This is a genomic window from Pseudalkalibacillus sp. R45 (genome assembly GCF_052246725.1).
Classification (GTDB): Bacteria; Bacillota; Bacilli; order Bacillales; family Fictibacillaceae; genus Pseudalkalibacillus.
The window spans coordinates 1,131,196-1,151,786 of sequence record NZ_JBQQCL010000001.1 but is presented as its reverse complement, the minus strand read 5'-3'; the positions used below and the strand labels follow the sequence as shown (position 1 = coordinate 1,151,786).

16 protein-coding genes are annotated in these 20,591 nt (G+C 45.1%); 7 read left to right on the top strand and 9 right to left on the bottom strand.

The window, feature by feature from the left end:
• Positions 1–22: 22 nt before the first annotated feature.
• Positions 23–151: a hypothetical protein gene (locus tag ACTWQL_RS05315; protein WP_443141363.1), complete on the bottom strand. Its 129-nt coding sequence runs from the start codon at positions 149–151 to the stop codon at positions 23–25.
• A gap of 193 nt (positions 152–344) precedes the next feature.
• Between ACTWQL_RS05315 and ACTWQL_RS05310 the strand changes: the two genes are divergently transcribed.
• Together ACTWQL_RS05310 and ACTWQL_RS05305 are read left to right on the top strand one after the other, a co-directional pair.
• On the top strand, positions 345–1,403 hold the full coding sequence (locus ACTWQL_RS05310) for an acyltransferase (RefSeq protein WP_443141362.1): 1,059 nt from the start codon (positions 345–347) through the stop codon (positions 1,401–1,403).
• A 171-nt stretch (positions 1,404–1,574) separates the two neighbouring features.
• Positions 1,575–3,596 (top strand): penicillin-binding transpeptidase domain-containing protein, encoded by a 2,022-nt coding sequence (locus tag ACTWQL_RS05305; RefSeq protein ID WP_443141361.1) that lies wholly within the window; start codon positions 1,575–1,577, stop codon positions 3,594–3,596.
• A 406-nt stretch (positions 3,597–4,002) separates the two neighbouring features.
• On the opposite strand, the gene ACTWQL_RS05300 is transcribed toward ACTWQL_RS05305, so the two are convergent.
• From ACTWQL_RS05300 to ACTWQL_RS05290, 3 genes are all read right to left on the bottom strand, one after another.
• Positions 4,003–4,695 carry an OmpA/MotB family protein gene (locus ACTWQL_RS05300; protein ID WP_443141360.1) on the bottom strand — a complete coding sequence of 231 codons (693 nt, stop codon included), beginning with the start codon at positions 4,693–4,695 and terminating at the stop codon, positions 4,003–4,005.
• Between the two features lie 5 nt (positions 4,696–4,700).
• Positions 4,701–6,269: a hypothetical protein gene (locus ACTWQL_RS05295; protein ID WP_443141359.1), complete on the bottom strand. Its 1,569-nt coding sequence runs from the start codon at positions 6,267–6,269 to the stop codon at positions 4,701–4,703.
• A 463-nt stretch (positions 6,270–6,732) separates the two neighbouring features.
• Positions 6,733–6,909, bottom strand: coding sequence for an aspartyl-phosphate phosphatase Spo0E family protein (locus ACTWQL_RS05290; RefSeq protein ID WP_443141358.1), 177 nt, complete (start codon positions 6,907–6,909; stop codon positions 6,733–6,735).
• A gap of 265 nt (positions 6,910–7,174) precedes the next feature.
• On the opposite strand from ACTWQL_RS05290, the gene ACTWQL_RS05285 reads away from it, so the two are divergent.
• Positions 7,175–10,486 (top strand): 5'-nucleotidase C-terminal domain-containing protein, encoded by a 3,312-nt coding sequence (locus tag ACTWQL_RS05285; protein ID WP_443141357.1) that lies wholly within the window; start codon positions 7,175–7,177, stop codon positions 10,484–10,486.
• A 74-nt stretch (positions 10,487–10,560) separates the two neighbouring features.
• Here ACTWQL_RS05285 and ACTWQL_RS05280 read toward each other — a convergent pair whose 3' ends face one another.
• Positions 10,561–10,827 carry a hypothetical protein gene (locus ACTWQL_RS05280; protein WP_443141356.1) on the bottom strand — a complete coding sequence of 89 codons (267 nt, stop codon included), beginning with the start codon at positions 10,825–10,827 and terminating at the stop codon, positions 10,561–10,563.
• 338 nt (positions 10,828–11,165) lie between these two features.
• Between ACTWQL_RS05280 and ACTWQL_RS05275 the strand changes: the two genes are divergently transcribed.
• Positions 11,166–12,608 (top strand): phospholipase D family protein, encoded by a 1,443-nt coding sequence (locus ACTWQL_RS05275; RefSeq protein ID WP_443141355.1) that lies wholly within the window; start codon positions 11,166–11,168, stop codon positions 12,606–12,608.
• Between the two features lie 77 nt (positions 12,609–12,685).
• Here ACTWQL_RS05275 and ACTWQL_RS05270 read toward each other — a convergent pair whose 3' ends face one another.
• Together ACTWQL_RS05270 and ACTWQL_RS05265 are read right to left on the bottom strand one after the other, a co-directional pair.
• Positions 12,686–13,567 (bottom strand): diacylglycerol/lipid kinase family protein, encoded by an 882-nt coding sequence (locus ACTWQL_RS05270; protein ID WP_443141354.1) that lies wholly within the window; start codon positions 13,565–13,567, stop codon positions 12,686–12,688.
• A 408-nt stretch (positions 13,568–13,975) separates the two neighbouring features.
• Complete coding sequence (locus ACTWQL_RS05265) at positions 13,976–14,923, bottom strand: LCP family glycopolymer transferase (protein WP_443141353.1); 948 nt, start codon at positions 14,921–14,923, stop codon at positions 13,976–13,978.
• 200 nt (positions 14,924–15,123) lie between these two features.
• Between ACTWQL_RS05265 and ACTWQL_RS05260 the strand changes: the two genes are divergently transcribed.
• Positions 15,124–15,414: a YhdT family protein gene (locus ACTWQL_RS05260; protein WP_443141352.1), complete on the top strand. Its 291-nt coding sequence runs from the start codon at positions 15,124–15,126 to the stop codon at positions 15,412–15,414.
• Positions 15,411–16,877 carry a sodium/pantothenate symporter gene (panF, locus tag ACTWQL_RS05255; RefSeq protein ID WP_443141351.1) on the top strand — a complete coding sequence of 489 codons (1,467 nt, stop codon included), beginning with the start codon at positions 15,411–15,413 and terminating at the stop codon, positions 16,875–16,877. The genes ACTWQL_RS05260 and panF overlap by 4 nt, the downstream gene beginning before the upstream one ends.
• 325 nt (positions 16,878–17,202) lie before the next feature.
• Here panF and ACTWQL_RS05250 read toward each other — a convergent pair whose 3' ends face one another.
• Entirely contained in the window at positions 17,203–17,553 is a 351-nt protein-coding gene (locus ACTWQL_RS05250) for a DUF7310 family coiled-coil domain-containing protein (RefSeq protein WP_443141350.1), read from the bottom strand.
• A 438-nt stretch (positions 17,554–17,991) separates the two neighbouring features.
• Here ACTWQL_RS05250 and ACTWQL_RS05245 point away from each other — a divergent pair, with 438 nt between their 5' ends.
• Positions 17,992–19,329 (top strand): hypothetical protein, encoded by a 1,338-nt coding sequence (locus ACTWQL_RS05245; RefSeq protein WP_443141349.1) that lies wholly within the window; start codon positions 17,992–17,994, stop codon positions 19,327–19,329.
• Between the two features lie 48 nt (positions 19,330–19,377).
• Here ACTWQL_RS05245 and ACTWQL_RS05240 read toward each other — a convergent pair whose 3' ends face one another.
• On the bottom strand, positions 19,378–20,505 hold the full coding sequence (locus ACTWQL_RS05240) for a M20 family metallopeptidase (RefSeq protein WP_443141348.1): 1,128 nt from the start codon (positions 20,503–20,505) through the stop codon (positions 19,378–19,380).
• Positions 20,506–20,591: the final 86 nt, after the last annotated feature.

The window sequence follows — 20,591 nt, the reverse complement described above, 5'->3', positions numbered from 1 at the left end:
CAACCTTCGCAACTTTGTTTGATCAAATGCTTGATGACCCTTCCGTCTTGTACATCAGTAACGCCGGACACTCCACAAATTCTACATTGTCCGGCACACTTTCATAATCCCACATGACCCCACGGACATACGTCCATAATTGTTCATTCATTGCTGTCACACCTTTTTTTCACTTAACAGTCATTTCGTTTACAATGTTAAAACTCCTGCAACCCAAATTTTACAATTGCCTGAGTAGGCGTCAAATCAACATTTTACATAAATTGTAAGTCGATTTATGGTCACTTTGCCTCCCATAAGGCCGAATTGCTAATTGTAGTAATTTTTTAGGGGAGGTGTTACTAGTGGAAAAAACACTTGATAAGCCAAAGGGTAAGTTTTTCGAAGAAATTCATTTTTTGCGTGCATTCGCTTGTATCGGTGTTGTGCTGGTACACCTTAGTGCAAGTTATTATAATCAACATGACCAGACCTACAACTGGTTGACATTCGCATTAAACCAGCTCGGGCGGTTCGGAACACCGACATTCGCGTTGATAAGCGGTTTCTTATTGTTTCACCAGGTAAAAGCAAAAGGCTTTGATTTTCAAAGATTTTTAAAATCACGATTCACAAAAATCGTCATGCCGTTTGTCATTTGGAGTATCTTTTATTTGCTGATCAATGTTTTTGTATTGAAGGCCACCCTGCCAACGGGATCTGATTTCATCGAATCATTCTTGACGGGTGCTTCGTTTTATCACTTATATTTCATGGTCATTGTCATCCAGTTCTATTTCATTTTTCCTATATTGCAGTCAATAAGGACAAAACGTTCATGGACGATCGCACTCATTCTTTCATTCATAATCAGTGCGTTTTTCATAAATCTATCCCATTTCTTGTCCGTGCAAGAGGGATTGGGAGCAATCTTAAGTAACCGTGTATTCATTTTCACATGGATCTTTTACTTTATATTTGGTGGCTTTTTAGCCTATTATTGGCGCTCGATCACAAAGCTCATCACCAGTCAGACGAAATTGGTGCTTTTGGTCGTTGTTGTCTATGTTTTAGCGATTTACGAATATAAAATAATGGGGTCGATCCCCTCGAATAGGATGACAAATCTGATCAATATCCCATTATTGAGTATGGCTGTCATCGGACTTTTTCCAGTCATTCAAAACCTGCGGATCCTTTATAAACCGTTAAAATTGATCGGGACGCTGTCAATGGGAATTTACCTCGTCCACCCATTGGTCCTCTTGTTTCTAAATCAAATTCTGCCTCACACAGCCTGGGCTACAAAAGGCTTGCCAATCATGTATGTAGTGGTGATGCTGCTCTCGATCGGAATCGTCCAGGCGATCCGAAAATTATCATTTGTGCAATATATCATTCCCGTTCCGCGCATGCAGAAATAAATACGTTTTCGAAAAGCCCTTTTGCGAGGGCTTTTTTTCGTTGTAACTTAATTCCATGTTGTTCGTCTATTAATAGTGTGGCGTTAAGGTAAAAAAGCAGCCTGCAACAAAAATAAGGAAAGAAATAGTAGAATATAATAAGGGAGTAAAAATTTAGGGGGATGGTCAGACTTGCGGAGAACATTATTCATCTTTATATGTCTCATTTTCACACTGGTCGGTTGTTCGGAAAAACCGAAGCCTGAAACGACATTTGAAAGTTACATGAAGGCATGGGAAAAACAAGACTATGCAAAAATGTACAGTCTTTTATCGGAGGAATCGAAAAAGCAGATTACAGAAGAGACGTTTGCGGAAGGATATAAAAAGAATTACGAAGAAATCAAGATGAGCAACTTCAAAGCTACATACAAATTGCCAGAGGAAGAAAAGGAATACAAGGAAGAGGATAAGCCGACCTTCGATTATTCCGTAACGATGGATACATTGGCAGGTCCGCTCGAAACGTCCTATAAAGCTGAACTCGTTTATGAAAAAGGTGAAGACAACGAGAAGTGGGCGATCAACTGGAACCCTTCGATGATTGTTGCTGGTATGCAAGAAGGGGATACGCTTTCTGCAACCACGATCAAACCTGAACGCGGTGAAATTTTTGATAAGACCGGGCAGGGGCTTGCGGTCAATGGGGTCATTCAACAGGTCGGACTCGTTCCTGGCTGGATGAAGGAAGATGCGGAAGAAGTGAAGGAAAAGTTATCGGAATTGATCAATGTCCCGGTTGAGAAGATTAATGCAGAGTTGAACAAATCATGGGTGACTGATGACTCTTTTGTGCCTTTGGGAACAGTCGCAGACGATGATCGAGAGAAAATCGAAGCGATCCGGCCGCTGAACGGGACCAAATTCCAGGAGAAAAAAGCTCGTGTGTATCCGTTAAAGCAGGTAGCGGCTCATTTGACGGGATATGTCGGCAAAGTTACGGCAGATGAATTGGAGAAAAAGAAAGAGGAAGGATACACCGCTCAAGATGTTATTGGAAAAACTGGTCTTGAACGAGCGTTGGAAAAAGAACTGAGAGGCCAGCACGGCGGTGAAATTGTCATCAAAAGTGAAGATGGTACGACAAAGGATATCCTGGCTAAAAACGAGCCTGTTGATGGCAAGGATTTTGCGTTGACAATCGATGCGACGGTCCAATCATCGCTTTATCATCAGATGAGAAAGGATGCGGGCTCAGCATCAGCGATCAATCCGACAACCGGGGAAGTTCTAGCGCTCGTAAGTACGCCGTCCTATGATCCGAACGAATTTGTCTTTGGTGTATCTGGAGAACGGTACAATGAATTGTTGAATGCGCCATCAGCACCATTGCGGAACCGATTCAGTAAAACCTATGCGCCAGGCTCAACATTCAAGCCGATTACAGCTGCGATCGGCCTTGAAACTGGTGCAATCGATCCAGCTGAGAAAAAATCGGTTCCGGCTAATAACCGCTGGCAGAAGGAATCCTGGGGTGACCATTATGTAACGAGGGTAAAAAGTCCACTCACCCAGGTCAATCTGCAGGATGCCCTCGTGCGTTCGGATAACATCTATTTTGCAAAAGCGATATTGAATATCGGCGGGGAGGCATTTTTACAAGAATCGAAGCGTTTCGGTTTCGATGAAAAGATTCCTTTCCCACTTGGAATCGAGGCTTCACAGATCACGAATGATGGTTTCACCAGTGAAGGCCAGCTGGCAGATACAGGTTACGGGCAAGGTCAAGCGGAAATGAGCTCGCTTCATTTAGGGTTGACTTACACGCCATTTATTACAAAAGGGAAGTTGCTGAAACCGATCCTTTTTACAGATGGAGAAAAATCACAAACTTGGAAAGAGAATGTGATCAGCGAGGAGACGGCAAACACGATCGTGAAGGATCTTGTCCAGGTCTTTGAAAGCCCTGCCGGTACAGCAAATGATGTGAAGCTTGCTGGTGTAAATCTTGCAGGGAAAACCGGTACGGCTGAACTGAAAAAATCAAAGGATGACAAAGAAGGGACCGAAAACGGCTGGTTCGTCGCCTGGAACACCGAAAACCCATCGCTTCTCGTATCGATGATGATCGAAGACGTGAAAAAACGAGGGGGAAGCCATTACGTCACGCCGAAAGTGACAAAAGTGTTCGAAGATATCCTCGTAGCGGAATAGGATACGCGAATTTGTCGAGAGTTGTAAGCGGACTATAGTCGTTCTCCACCCGAGATATGTCTTTTGGTGGCTAGGGTGAATTGTAAGTTACAGGGAAGCTTTGTTGAATGATACGAAAAAAGAAGGAGTCCTGCCATCGAAGGCACTGGACTCCTTTTGCTGTATCAGAAGGTCAGTAAGGAAATTCTAACGGACATCAGAGACCTTATCCGTGAACAAATCCTTATTATTAAAGACCTAACGGACACCAGCGCTCTTATTTATAAAAAACAGCTGAAAAAACAGTCTTTTTTCGCAAAATAGCGTCTCTCATGTCCGTTAAATTCCCGAATCACCTCTTTTTGGTACAAATAACGGCTGTGGTGTCCGTTAAGAATTTTTGAGGTGCGAATTCTACCAGCAATGATCAGTATTCGTTGATGATCCCCTTCAGTTTATTCTGCCATTTTTCATCGTCCAAAATGATCTGGAACGAGATCCGGCGGTTTTTCTGTAGGGATTCGTCTGAGTTTCCTTCTGCAATCGGTTTATATTCCGAGTAGCCGGTCGCCGCAATGTATTGGGCGTATTTTTGCTCCTTGAACTTCGGATTGACCTCAGCCATGTACTTGACGACCGCCACCGCTCGCTCAGTCGAGAGGCTCCAGTTATCATAAGGGACTGAATCGGTGTGTCCCTCGATCAGAATGATGTAGAGGTAGCGGCTCAATTCCTGCTCGTCAATGATCTGGACGAGCGCGTCGGAAAGCTGTGATAGCACCTTTTTCCCTTGTGGACTGATTTCCGCACTGCCGGTATCGAATAAAATGTTCCCTTCAACTGCGATTGTGTTGTTCGGTCCGCGGACGATCTTATCCTTCCCGACGTTTTCCTCAAGCCGTTTTTCAATCAAATCCGAGATGTGCTTTTTCACGTCTGCCACTTTCGCCAGTTCATGCCTCACTTCGGTCTGTTCGTAGGCATTATAGATGCTCTGGATGTAAGCGATGATCGCGATGAACAGCATGACGAGGACCATCATCGCCATCATGTCGGTGAATGACGGCCAGAAATAGCTTTTCGTTCCTTCCTCTTCGTTTCGCCATCTTCTTTTTCGCATCGGCATCACCTGTGGCTCGGGTCGTGCACAGTGATCCGACGTGGCTCATAATCCCGGTCGTAGCGGTTATTCGCCGATTGGACGGTCGCATCCAATAAGCGCTGTAAAACGTGGTACACATCGCCGAAATATTGGTGCGTCTGTTTGAATTCCCGTGACAGGTTTTGATAGACAGAATCGAGTGCCCGGATGAGTTCACGCATTTCTTGCTCGCGTCCAGGGTCCTGTCTCGCTTGCCGTTCACGGTCGAACATATAACCGAGCTGATCGATGAATTCTCTTTTGAACGTTTCGATCGTGCCGTACCAGGCTTTCTCCAGCTGTTGCACCGAACCTGCAAAAGTCTCGGATGCCCGGCCGTATTGCTCGGTTTTATCCTGATACCTGTAAAACCATTCGTCGTTTTGCTGTGCCATTTTCCGCTCGAAGTCTTCCTGCTTTGTTTCGTATCGTGAAAGGACGGTTTCCACGCCGTTGACGAGGGAGCGTCCGAGTTCTTCCGTTTTCTTTTGTGACTCTTCAATCATACGATCGGAGTGCTTCATCACATGTTCCATCCGCTTTTGCCCCTGCTCAAGCTGGTCACTCGTCCGTTTGTATTGCTTTTCAAAGCCTGAGACGTGGTCGTTTAGTTTAGAAAGGCTTTTATCGACGGAATGCTGGACAGATTCGAGCTTCGTAATTGTTTCTGAAAAACGGTCGCCGAACATCACAAGGACGTCGGTGCTCTGTTTGAACTGCTCGGTGTGATCACGTTGTGCGGTCAGGATTCCTTTCACATCATCCATCGCTTCCTCAAGACCAGACGTGAAATCGACCATTTTTTCACTAAAATCACCGATGCTTTGCTGAAAGCTTTCCTGAACCTTGGAAACGAGGCGGTCCAGGAGGCGCTCGAGTGAGTCTTTCGGTTTTTCATTCTGGAGTTGTTCTTGCACGACATGGTCGAGAACGCCTTCTGCCTCAGTTAAAACCCGGTCCTGCAGGTAGCTGAGGGAGGTACCTCCGGTCAGAAATCCCGATTGCACGAAGGAGAGAAGCAGTGAGCTTCCGATCCCGGCGATACTTGTGACAAAAGCGATGCTCATCCCTCTGAAAGGCTCAGAAATCGCAGCGACGATTGCGGATACGGAAAGATTGGCATTCTCGCCCGGCTGGTTGCCGATGCTGACAAGCGTATCCTGCATTGCCATGATCGCAATTGTCAGACCGACGAACGTTCCGAGAACCCCGACGATGATCGCGAGGGAAGGCAATCCGTGCAACAAGCGGATGATGTTCCCGGTAGGCACAGGGAAAATGCCAAGAACCCGGACCGGCTGCTGCATCAAGTGTTTTTCCACTAAAACAGGACTATTCACATTCGAAATACCGGAAAGATGGAAGTTCCGGTAATCCTCTATCGCATCATTCATCCATTTCGAACCCCGACCGGTTTGGACCGTCGCAGCATCAATCTGTCTGAGCTCCTTCAGCCAATCAGCCAACTTGATCCGTGCCTGGATGTTGCCGATGATCCCAAACACGGTGATGAACCCGATAATTCCAATGACAATGATCGTTACATTTTCCAAGCTGCATTCCCCCTTGTCTACTCCCATTCTATGAAGACAACCAGGAGAACTTGCCCACTTTTAAGATCTCGGTGCCAGGCACGACAATTTCGCCCTACTGCCCCAACGGTTCCCACAAGGTGCCAGGCACCGAAGCAAAACCCTTGGGGCAGTTGAGGTCTCAAATGGTGCCTGGCACCGATTCAGAGTCCTTGGCGCAGTAGGGGTTTGAAAGTGTACCAGGCACCGAGTGGGAAGCCTTGGTACTGTTGACTTCTTTTTCGGTGCCTGGCACTAGGTATTGCAAAAAAGGCAAAGAAAAAACCACCGTTGTGGTGGACGGTGGGTACTCACACTTAAAGAAAGTATAATCTACTTTCTTCAGTATAAGTGCAACTAATGGCTCAGCCTGCGCCTATGGCTTGGCTGAGCCAAAGTTTTCTTTAAAAGTTATGTATTATATTATCCTACAAAAATCAAAAATTCAGTTTTGGATTTTTGTCCTTTGTATGATATTGAGTTTTTCATCGAGTTTCTGGCTCATTTTGACGATGGTGGGATCGGAGTAGTTTTTCAGCCTTTTACTATACTCATACATCAACTTTTGCAAAGAATAGACTTCATCATTTTCTCTAGTTTCTGTGGTTTTAGTAGTATCCATCAAAATCCTCCAAGGTCAGACATCATTCATAAAAGAGTGCAGTAATTATTTTACATTACTGTCGAATCATTGTAAACAGAAAAATAGTTTAATAGGCCTATTTAGCTATATTTGTAAAAATAGGGCAAAGTTTGCGGTTGTCAGACTGCATAATAGTAACCATGGACGATTTTTCAACCTTTTACAAATAATTCATTTAACCTTAAACAAAATCTAGTAGAGTTAGAAATATAGGGAACTAAATTCAACTTTAGGAGGAATTTACATGTATAACCAGGTTACCCGTAAATGGACGACCTTTTTAGCTTTGATCGCAATGCTTGTCACGTTGCTTCCGATGGGAGTCGCACAAGCTGAAACGGCCATTCCGATTTCGGAAGCGAAAGCCCAGAATGGACAGACTGTGACAGTAGAAGGGGTTGTGACAGCAGATTTTACAGCTAGCAATCTATCAGCGTACATACAAGACGACACCGCAGGAATCAATGTTTTTTCATTTGATGAGAATCTAGCAGATTTAGAGGAGGGCCAGGAGATTCAAGTCACAGGAGAAATCACATCTTATAATGGATTGACGGAAATTGTGCCTGGAACCATCGAGGTTCTATCAGAGGGCAACGAACTGCCTGAGCCTCAACCGGCAGAACTCTCGACCCTTTATAATAACGAAGCAGAACCGCTAGAAGGATCACTGGTAAATGTCACCGGATACATACAATCGATTCCTTCAAACGAAGCGGGAACCGGATACAACATTTCGTTCATCGATGACACGATGCAAGGCGTTGTCCTCCGGGTCGAAAATGCGACTGACATCGACGTCTCTCTGCTTGAGGAAGGCAAATGGTACGATCTTACAGCTGTTGTCGGCCAATACAATGACTATCAACTTTTACCGAGAAAAGCAGAGGATCTGAATCTACTAGAAGATCAGCCGCCAGCACCCCAACCGGAGGAGGAATACGACGCAACGGTTGAACGTGTTGTGGATGGCGATACGGTCCGCATCAATGACCCGATACTCGGGGCTTCCAATGTACGAATGCTTTCAATCGATACGCCTGAAACGAACTACAATGGACATTCACAAGGAGAGCATGCAGAAGCTGCTACTGCAGAACTTCAACGCTTGCTTCCAGCCGGAACTGAAATCACCCTTGAAGTTGGAGAAGACCCGCTTGATGATTACGGACGTCTCCTCGCGCATGTCCACAAAGACGACATGGACGTCAACAAGGAAATGGTCCGCTTAGGACGAGCTGTACCATATTTTATCTATCCGAACATGGAGCATTTCGAGGCGTATAGTACGGCTGCCGAAGAAGCGATCGAAAACGGCCGCGGCATGTGGGACCCGGAAAACCCGATCGAGGAGCTTCCTTACGAGTTCCGCTTCAATCTTCGTAACGGTCCGGATAAGTATGTCGGCGATTATTTTACACAAGAATATGTCGTTCCTGAAAAATGGGAGGACATCCCTGTACAGAACCGTGTGTTTTTCTTTGAAGAGGAAGACGCAATTGAGGCAGGATACACGCCAGCAGACGATAGTGGATCTGATGAAAACATTGAGGTTCAGCTGCTTGGTGTCAACGATCTTCACGGTAAAATCGATGTGACGGGAACAGTTGATGGTGTCCAATACGGACGCATGGATTATCTCTCTGCATATTTAAAAGAAAGAGAAGCAACGAATCCGAATACATTGATGGTCCATTCTGGAGATATGGTCGGAGCGAGTTCGCCAGTCTCAGCACTTTTACAAGATGAGCCGACTGTCGATATGATGGAAGCGATCGGATTCGATGTCGGAACGCTCGGAAACCACGAATTCGATGAAGGTGTCGACGAAATGCTACGTCTCATTGACGGCGGTGACCACCCAGACGGGACAGAAAACTATGACGGCATCGACTTTCCGATGGTTGCAGCGAACGTTGAATATAAGGATACAGGTGATCTTGTGATCGATCCTTATACGGTAAAAGAGATTGGCGGAACGAAAATCGGGTTCATCGGGATCGTGACGACAGAAACGCCGAGCATGGTCATCCCGGATGGCATACAGAATGTTCGTTTTACAGATGAAGCGGAAGCAGTGAACCGTTATGTCCCTGAACTTCAGGAGCAGGGTGTCGAGGCAATCGTCGTCCTTGCCCATGAACCGGGGAACCAGAGCGGTGACACAGCGACAGGCGAAGTATCTGAACTCGCACAGAACATCAATGATGCGGTGGACGTGATTTTTGCAGCCCATAACCATGTAAAAGTGAATGCGGTGGTGGATGGGAAATTGATCGTCCAAGCCTGGGAATATGGAAAAGCTTTTGCTGACGTCGATCTTGAAATCGACCCAGTGACGAACGATATCGTCAGCAAGTCAGCTGAAATTGTCGATGTCGTCCAGAACGGGGTGACACCGGACGCTGAGGTTACGGAACTCTTGGATTATTACCTTGAACTTGTCGGGCCGAAGTTGAACGAAGTCGTCGGAGAAGGTGCGATCGATCTTGAAGGCGGCTATGCCAGCAAAGGCCTTGTCGGGGATAACGCACTCGGCAACTTGATCGCAGAAGGTATGCGCGCAGAAATGGGCTCTGATTTTGCATTGATGAACGGCGGCGGAATCCGTGATGACCTTGATGCTGGTGAAATCACTTGGGGTGAGCTATACAACATCCAACCGTTCGGGAATACACTGGTACAGGTTGATTTGACAGGCGACGATATGCGTAAAGTGTTGAATACGCAATTTCATCCTCAGTATGGACCGGATGTCAGTATCGCCGGCTTCCGTTACACGTGGAACGAAGAAACGAATGAAGTCGTGAGCTTGTATTTACCGGACGGGACACCTGTCGATCCTGATGCGACCTATACGGTAGTCGTGAACAATTACATGTATCCGCATGGAACGGATGACTATCGCTTGGACGAGCTTGGTGAAAATCCGGTTCAAGGACCGCTTGACCTGGATGCGACAATCAACTATATACAAAGCTTTGAAGAGCCGATCGAAATGTATCCGGATGCAAGAATCAGTAACGACTATTTTGCACCGACAACGACAGTGGAGATTGCCGGAAATGTTGGAGAAGATGCTGTGAATGAAGAGGATGTGACATTTACGGTTGACGCGACAGATGGAGATGGAATCGGAGTGCTGCATACGGAATACCATGTGAATGATGGTGAGTGGACGACCGTTGAAGATGGAAGCTTCACATTGTCAGAAGAAGGCACGCACGTGGTTGAAATCCGTTCAGTGGATAAAAACTTCAACAAAGAAGAAGCGCAAGTATTCACGGTTGTGATTGGTGAAGAAGCGGTGACGCTTGATGAGTTGGATGAGATGGTGGATGAAGCGTATGAAGAAGGCCATTTCAAGAACTATGGAACGTATCGCTCATTGCAAGCGAGAATCGGCAACGCACAACGTACGGACAATGAACGCGTACAAGCTAAAAAGCTGGAGTCGATTCAGAAACACGTTGAACGAAAAAGTGGAAAGCACATCGACGCGGAATTTGCAGAAGAACTTGTAGACGCGATTGATGGGATATTAGAAACATACTAAATAAAGTAAGAAGAGTAAAAAAACCTGGTTAGGTGGTGATTTGTGAAAACCACTTAACCAGGTTTCTTCTATATTCAAACCGTTTTCCGAGATTTCACAAAAGGTAGAGACAAAAATGCTAAACCGATCAAAGATGTTATACCGCTTGCAACGAAAAAGCTCTTTGCATGTGCTGGTATTTCGCTTTCATGGACCCGATCAGCGATTTCCATCCCTAAGAAACTGATTCCAATTCCATCTCGGTCAACATCCGTACCTAGCGCTCTCAAATCCATTCCCTTTATAAAAAGCAAAACCCCCAAAGCAGCACAAACCACAAACCCGAAGAAATACCGTTTCACCAAACCCCTCCCGTATCATATTGTTATCCATATTATAACATTGGTGCCAGGCACCGAAAAAGAAGCCAAGCGTACCAAGGGTTCCCACCCGGTGCCTGGCACCAATCCAAACCCCTTGGGCTCCAACGGATTGAAAAGCGTGCCAGGCACCATCTGAGACCTCAACTGCCCCAAGGGTTTTGCTTCGGTGCCAGGCACCATCTCAGAACCGTTGGGGGACAAGGGGTGAATTGTCGTGCCAGGCACCGCTTAACTTCACTGAGTTTGGGGAATGTATATATAGCGGTGGGATCTCAGAAGATAAATACATATGGAGTTTTGAGACGGAGGAATTGTCATTGAAAAAGTTGAATATGGGGAAAAAGTCGTTCATCTGGACCCTGATTGGTGTCCTTCTTTTGATTTACATAACGACAATGGTCTATCACACATACAAATCGATTCCTGAAGGGGTTGCATATCAAAGCGATGTGTACGAAGTGGATGATGTGAAGTTCTATCATGATCTGACGTACCAAAAAGACGACAAGACTGTGCACGAACTTGAAATTTTTAAGCGGATCAACGAGATCATCATGGAGGCGGAGGATTTCATTGTCATCGATATGTTTTTATTCAATGGCTATTATGAGCCGGACCAGTCTTTCCCGCCGATCAGTGAAAACCTTGCGCACACGATCATCAAAAAGAAACAGGAGAATCCTGATATCAAAGTCGTTTTCATATCTGATGAGGTCAACACCGGTTATCGGTCGTATCAATCCAAGCTCCTTTCGAAACTAGAGGAGAACGGTGTTGAAGTCGTTTATACGAATTTGGAACGGCTCCGAGATCCTACGCCATTGTACTCCGGCGTGTGGCGGATGTTTTTCCAATGGTTCGGTCAACAAGGGGAAGGCTGGGTCCGTAATCCTTTTGCGAGTACTGCACCGGACATGACAGCTCGATCTTACTTGAAACTTTTAAATGTAAAAGCGAATCACCGCAAAGTCGTTGCGACGGATAAAACAGCCCTCGTTACTTCGGGAAATCCGCATGATGCTTCTGGCTATCACGGGAATGTCGCTTTTGAAATCAAAGGACCAATCATTCAGGAGATCATAAATGCTGAGCAAGCGGTCGTCGACATGTCTGAAAAAGGGATCGACCTGCCTACCTACAAGGAGAAAAATGACCAGAAAAATGGGCAATACCAGATCCAGTACTATACAGAAGGAAAAACACATAAGCAGATCGTCGAGGCAATTGAACAGACGAAAAAGGGTGATGAAATCCACCTCGGGATGTTTTACATTGCGGACCGTTCCGTTATCGGTCCACTCCTGGAGGCCGCAGACCGTGGAGTGGACGTTGAAATGGTGTTGGATCCGAATAAAACGGCGTTCGGGAATAAGAAAACCGGACTTCCCAATATTCCGGTTGCAGAAGAAATGATGGAGGATTCTAAAGGTAAAATCGAAATCCGCTGGTACAATACAGGAATTGAACAGTATCATACAAAAATGATGTTCATCAAAAGTGGGGAGGAAGCAACGATCATAGCAGGTTCGGCCAACTACACAAAAAGGAACTTGGAAGCTTTCAATCTGGAAGCGGATCTGCAAATCAAAGGTCCGACTGATTCCGAACTCATGAAAGAAGCTGATCATTACTTCAACCGGATTTGGAACAATGAGGGCGGTTTATACACCGTCGCTTATGAAAAAAACGAAACAAAGCTCTCTCCGCTGCAGCGAGGCGTTTATGCTATTCAGAAATTTTTACGATTAACGACCTATTAAAAAAAAAGACCTCACCAGTTTTCGGGCTGATGAGATCTTTTTTGGTTTGACGCTACGAAGGTACGATTCGGACAGAATCAAGGGACGTAAATATCAAGGTGCTTTGGCAACATCTCGATTTTAAGAGGGAGCGGGTCGCCTTCCTCGCCATCGATATTGGAATGAAGTTTTTCCGAAGATGTGATCTCAAGCTTCGACGTTGTGATGTATTCAATCTTGTCGTCATGGATGTGCTCGCCTTGTAGAAGTTCAGTCCCAATCTTGATGAACTTTGGCAGGGAGACATCATGGACGACCAAGCACTTCAGCTTTCCATCATCGACCTCAGCATCGGGAGCGATTTTTTCAAAGCCGCCGACGGAGTTCGTCAGGGCTGCCAGTACCAGGAGGGCATCACCCTTCCAGGTGCCATGATCATGCTTCAGTTCAATGTCATAAGCGGTTTTTGAAGTTAACGTCTTAAGCCCTTCGATCATATAAGCAACAGGTCCCAGCAGCGTTTTTTGCTTTGGCGAGACCTCATAAGTCGCTTCCGCAATAGCACCGACCGCTATGATATTCATAAAATATCGATCGTTCACTTTTCCGATATCAACCGCACGTGTCTCACCTTTGTGGATTAAATCGACGGCTTTATCAAAATCAAGCGGGATATTAAGGGCTCGGGCAAAATCGTTCACTGTCCCCATTGGAATGATCCCGAAATTCGGGCAATGCTTCTGACCGGCAAGACCGTTCACCGTTTCATTCAGGGTCCCATCGCCGCCCATGGAGACAACAACATCGAATGCTTCCATACAAGACGTCCGGGCAAACTCCATCGCATCCAGTTCTTTTTCCGTGAGCTTGATGATGACGTCATAACCCTTCTTACGCAGGACATCTTCTACCTTGGACATATTCTTTTCAGCCTCTTCCTTACCGGAAGAAGGATTCACAATGATCATCGCTTTCTTCATAACAACATCCCCCCTTGAAAATTCAACTCGAACAGTAAGGAATATACAACACTAATACCCCCAATGACAGAAGCCTAACCTTGGATGACATACATTAAAAACTCAGGGTGCCAGGCACTGAAAAAGAAGTCAACCGTACCAAGGCTTCTCAACCGGTGCCTGGCACTCATCCAAACCCCTTCAGCGGCAACGGTTTGAAAAGTGTGCCAGGCACACTTTCAAACACCAACAGCCCCAAGGGTTTTGCTTCGGTGCCTGGCACCTCGCGGAAACCGTTGGGGCACAAGGGCGAAATTGTCGTGCCAGGCACCGAAAAGTCAAAAAAAACCACTGGTCCGGTTTACGGTCCAGTGGTTCCTTACGTAATTCACATCACATGCATCATTTTATTTTACTTTCTTCTCCGACTCAAGCTGCGTCTCCGTTTTCTGAAACTGATTGGCTTTCGATTTCAAGGTGTTCTTTCAGCTTTGAACGGATTTCTTTCCGTTCTTCGTCGGAAACGATAAAGTAGAAGATGTTATTGATATATTTTTCTGTAGCGTTAACTTCAAAGGTTTCAATATTCTTTCGTGCACCTTTATAATTCTCCTGGATATCCTTCATCTCAGCGAACGTCATATTCGTTTTCACGTTACTGCTGATGACATCCAGCACATCATCAAACTTTGTAATCGAGGACACACGAGCACCTTTATCAATGACCCCTCTGATGATCTGTCGTTGACGTTCATTCCTGCCTAGATCACCCTTAGGATCCTGCTTCCGCATCCTTACATAAGCCAGCGCTTCCTTCCCGTTATCAAGCTCAATTTCACCTTGAGGGAAGTTATAACCACCAGCATTGAAACCAAAGCTGTTCTTCACAGTCACACCATCAACCGCATTGACGATATCCTGGAACGATTCCATGTTCACCTTGATATAGTAATTGATGGGTATATCTAAGAAATTTTCGACCGTTTCCACAGCCATTTTCGTGCCACCGAACGCATAAGCATGGTTGATTTTATCGTCAAAACCTTTACCAATGATTTCCGTTCGGGTATCACGCGGAATATTGAACATGATCATCGAATCATCATGAGGATTCACCGTGATAACCACCATCGTATCCGATCTGCCGCTATCATTTTTCCGCTCATCGACACCTAACAGCAAAATCGAGATCGGTTCTCTCTCTTTTTTATCCACTTTTGGTTTAGGAACATTTTTATCACGCTCAGGATCAATCGGTTCATGGATCTCGTTAGCCGTATCCTTGACCGAATCATACAAATAATAAGCGTAGCCTCCGATACCGACTACCGCAATCCCCAAAACAATGACAAGTCCCCAGATGAATTTTTTCAACATTTATTAGTGACCTCTCTTAATTCTAAAATTTCACATCTAACTCGATTATACAGCAATCGCAAATCTATCAAAACATAATTTTTTACATTGGAGGAAACGATTTATAATTCGCGAAGTGATAGAAAGAAATAGTCGAGTAGACGAAAGTGTTCTGTTAAAATAGTGAACAAAAGCTAGTCTGATAGATTTGAGGGATTGTAATGGGGGATGGACGCAACCAAAATCGAGATGATCTGCGTTTCAAAATAGCCAACCGTGAAGCTTTGATGGGTGTCATCCTGGCTGTTTTCAACTTCATCTGGTGGTTCGCTTTTGCCTATGGCTTAGGCAGAAAACCGGTCGAAGAATATACATACATTTATGGGTTTCCAGCGTGGTTTTTCTACAGTTGCATCGTCGGCTTCCTGCTTTTTTCAATGCTTGTTTTTGTGATGGTAAAATTATTTTTCATCGAGGTGCCTTTTGAGGACAGAGAGGAGGACGCCGAATGAATTGGGATGTCATCATACCTCTCTTTGGTTTTCTTGTCATCGTCTTTTTGATCGGGACCTATTCGTCCAAGTACATAAGGAAAGCTCCGGATTTTTTGCAGGAGTATTTTTTAGGGAGCCGCCAGCTGAACGGCTTCATTTTAGCATTGACGATGGTCGCGACCTTTGGAAGTGCGAGCAGTTTCATCGGCGGACCTGGTGTTGCGTATAATCTCGGGCTCGGATGGGTGCTGCTTGCGATGTCCCAGCTTGTCACCGGGTATTTTACGCTTGCGGTTTTAGGGAAAAAGTTCGCGATTGTCGCTCGAAAAATCAACGCCGTTACACTGATCGACTTTTTAAAAGAAAGATACCAGAACAAGTGGGTCGTGTTGCTTTCCGCAACGAGCATCGTCATTTTCCTATTCAGCGCGATGGCCGCCCAGTGGGTTGGGGGAGGCAGGCTAATCGAGTCGTTCACAGGGCTTTCCTACACAGCTTCGTTGTTCATTTTTGCGAGTTCCGTGCTCGTCTATGTCGTCATTGGCGGTTTCCGGGCTGTTGCCATCACCGACAGCCTTCAGGGAATCGTCATGTTCATCGGGACCTTGCTCTTGTTGGTAGGCACTGTTGTTGCGGGTGGCGGAATTTCGAACATCATGACGGAGCTGGCTGTTGAAAACCCGGATCTCGTTTCACCATTCGGAGCGGATGGATCATTGACGCCGTTGTTCGTGTCCTCTTTTTGGATTTTGGTCGGGGTAGGGGTCATCGGACTTCCGCAAGTCGCCGTCCGTGCGATGTCTTACCGTGATTCGAAAGCGATGCACAAAGCGATGATCATCGGAACGCTCGTTGTGGGATTCATCATGCTCGGGATGCACTTGATCGGTGTGTTCGCTCGGGTTGTTGTGCCAGGGATCGAAGTCGGGGACAAAGTCATGCCGCTTGTAGCGTTAGAAGTGTTACCAGGCTGGCTTGCTGGAATCGTTCTTGCCGCACCGATGGCAGCAGTCATGTCGACGGTCGATTCGTTGCTTTTGCTCGTCAGCTCCGCGGTTATCAAGGACGTTTATGTGAACTATGTAAAACCGACAGCCTCGCAACGCCAGGTAAAAACATTGAGCATTGGGGTTACGGCGATCATCGGAATTCTCGTATTCCTGATGGCGATCGATCCGCCGGACTTCTTAATCTGGCTGAATTTATTTGCGTTTGGAGGACTGGAAGCCGCCTTCATCTGGCCGGTCGTGCTCGGCTTGTACTGGAAAAAAGGCAACGCCTACGGAGCGTTCTCTTCGATGATCATCGGAGTCGGCTCCTACATGATCATCCACCTGACCACACCGAACCTGTTCGGCATGCACACCGTCGTGCTGCCAGTGGTGCTGTCCTTTATAGGCTATGTACTCGTCAGTCTCATCACCCAGCACAAACACCAACTCCAACAACGCGAAATCATACAACGCTTCTGGGGCGCGTAAGTTCATCGACAATTCATCGGTGGCCATTTCCACGGTGTCTTCCATGGTGCCAGGTACACTTTTAGAAGCCAGTTATATCAAGGGTTACAAAAGTGTACCTAGCACCTGTCTGTTTTAATCAAACATTTGATTGAACGAACAAAGCTTAGTGTGTCAGTTCATTTGCGTGGTTAAACAAAATTTGATTGAACGAATGAAAAATTGTCGTCACTTAAAAAAGAAAAAACAATAGAGCTACTTTGAAGAGTTAAAGAAGTAAAAGAGAAGTTAGAAGTTGAGGAACAGTATTTTTGGGGAACAGATTATGTTGCTGAAGAATGATAGATTAATCTTGTGTAAGACGGATTGTTTTCTTAAGCTTGCGAATATCCGTTTTGTTTTTCCAATGTTCTTCGACTAACAACACTAATTGTTCATGAATATCTTGTTGTCCTTCTTCAAGCCTACTCATTCTATTTTCGAACACATCCATTCTCTGTTCAATAGATCCCATTTTTTGTTCGATGGAATCCATCCTACTTTCAATGGAATCCATTCTACTTTCAATAGAATCCATTCTATACTCGAGTTTATCCATCCTATGCTCAAGTTTATCAATTCTAGTATTTAGTCTGTTAAACCCCTCATTCATTTGATCTTGAAGTTCTTTGATCGCTTGCAAAATTTGATTCTCCATTTCATTCACCACCTTTCTTGACTAGTATACCATCTATCTTATAGCAAAAATAAGAGTCTCCGTAGAAGATAGTAAAAGGCTACTAGAAGAGAACTTAACTCATAATTAAGAAACTATTAAACAAACGTTTGATTAAAAATTCAGAACGTATTATAGCACCAACTCAACCTCTTTAATCAAACGCTTGATTGAACAAATACGAAAATTGTCGGGCCAAATAGTGTACCAGGCACGACAATTTAGTCCTTGTGCCCCAACGGTTTTCAAAAGGTGCCAGGCACCAAAACGGATCCCTTGTGGCCCAACGGGTTTCATTTGGTGCCTGGCACACATCATGAACCCTTTCTTACCAAGGGTTTCAAATTGGTGCCTGGTACAAAGCTCTTGGTATTTTGATATACTTGAAGTAATTATTTTCGGAATGGAAAGGTGAGTTTATTGGAAATACGCTTAGGGGTCATTGGACCTGAAGATTCAGTCAAACATATTTTGAATTCTGCTGAACCGTTTGCAGATATAACTTTATTACCGTTTTCGTACACGACGATCGATCAAGTCGATGAAATCATCCATCAAAACCGAGATTCGATTGATCAATGGTTTTTCTCAGGACAAGTTCCGTATACATATGCTTTATCCAAACAGCTTATCCAGGAAAAGGATGGAATCTATCCGCCGCTTTACGGAGCAAGCTTACTAGGGAAAGTGTTAGAAGCATTGATGGATCTTGAAGAAGTAGTCCAAAAAATCAGCCTTGATACGATTCAAGAAGAGGAGCTTCAAACGACGAAACAATATTTCTCCCTCCAAAAGTTACAGATATTTTCCTACTCTTACCCTGATTTTAGACCAGTAGATGAAATCGTCGAGTACCACCGTTCACTTTTTGAAAAGGGGAAGACCCAGGTTGCTTTCACATGTATCCGGGCGGTTTATCTTCAGTTAAAAGATTTAGGTATCCCGTGTTATCGAATCTATCCTTCACATTTGTCGATCTATTTTACATTAAGACTTTTGAAAGAACGGGGCGTATCTTCATGGTATCAACGTTCCCAGCTTGCTTTATTAGGTGTGGAACTTCTTCCTCCTGATGAAGAAGAGGAGGGGTATCTCTTTTCATATGAACTCAAACATAAAGAGCTGAGCTTGAAGCGGCTGTTACTTGAATTAGCGGAACGGATAAATGGATCCTTCGTTCAAATCGGCGATGGCCTTTATTTTATTTATACAACGCGTGGGGAAATAGAGTTTAAATTAGATAAAAGTGACCTGTTCCATCTGATTGAGACGGTCTATTCCCACAGCAAATACCATATCCGAATCGGCATCGGCTACGGGCTGAATGCTCTCCAAGCGGAAGAGAATGTACGAACTGCATTCCGGAACGCCCGTAAAAATACATCCTCAAAGGTCGTTCTTGTCGATGAAAAGAAAAAGGTTACAGAATATCTGTCGGAAAGGAAGGCTCTCCAATACGATTACCAGAAATGGGTAGATGGTGAGTGGTCTGAGGTATTACGTAAAGCCAACATATCCCCGACGGCATTAGCGAAGATCGAATCCTTAGCAAACTTCTATAAAAAAGAGGAAGTAAATGCCCAGGAAGTGGCAAGCTGGTTAGGTAGTTCGGAAAGAAATGCTCGCAGGATCCTTGCTGAACTTGAAAACCTCAAACTTGCAACCAGTAAAAGTGTACAGCTCAACGGCTCGAAGGGGAGACCCAGAAAAGTGTACCGGTTGATATTCAACAATGCCCCTACAAAAACGAATATATAAAAAGAAGTGTCAGAGCCTGCAACAGAGGGGATCTGACACTTTTACTTTTTAAAGCTTCAAAAGCAAGTGGGCAAGCATAGCCGATCTCTTCGTAAGATCTTCAATAACGATATGTTCATTTTCCGCATGCGGACCTTCACCGACCCCTCCAAGACCGTCTAGTGTGGGTATTCCGAGGCTAGCGGTGAAATTACCGTCACTTCCACCGCCGACTTGTGCTTCAGTAATAGTAAAACCAATCTCTTCAGCTGCCTTTTCAGCCTTCTCAAATAATTCTTCAATATCAGAAGTACGTTCCATAGGTGGCCTATTCAGCTCACCTTCCACCTCTAAAGTCGTCCCATCAAGCTCTGGGGTTAAACTTTCCAGGTGGGCTACAATCCGGTCAGCTTCTTCCTCAGTTTTTACACGAAAGTCGATCAATGCTTCGGCTTCCTCGGGTACCACATTCCGCCTTGTCCCGCCATTGATTACACCGACGTTGACCGTCGTACCTAGCTCATAATTAGTAAGCTCTTCTAACTTTACAATCTGGTGAGCTAGTTCATGGATCGCACTTGCACCAGCACTATGATGGTTACCGGCGTGGGAGCTTTTCCCTCTAACCTTGATTTGATAGATGCCTACCCCTTTTCTGGCGGTTTTCAAAGCACCGGTCTTTGCAACAGGCGGTTCTGTAATCAAGACGATATCACTATTTTTTGCTTCTTCCTCAATGATAGGCCGAGAGGTTTGGCTGCCGATTTCTTCATCAGACGTACAAAGGAATTTGATCTGTAGGTCATCCAGCTGTTTGAAATGCAAGAGCGCCTTCAATGCCCAAATGGATTGGATGATCCCGCTTTTCATATCAAGGACGCCTGGGCCGTATAGCTTGCCATCGACAATCCGCCTAGGTAACCGGCCTTTATCCCAAACAGTGTCAAAATGTCCCGCAATCAATATACGTTTGTTCCCGTTACCGATTGTAAAACTGAAATGGTCACCACGATCAGTTTGGGGATAGAGGGTGGGTTCCACAACCCCCAGACGTTTAGCAAATATCTCTTTCAAAACATTCCCGCACCGGTCTACCAATTCCTTATCTTCAGAAGGGGATTCAGCATCTACGAATGTAATGATGTCAGCTAGAATCTCTTTTTCATGCTCTTTTAAATAATTTGCAATTTCGGTCATGCAATCAACCACCTTATTTTAATTATAAAAATATTTTTTGATTGTCTCTTAATTTAGGAAAGGTTTCAGAAAGTAGCCGTTAACAT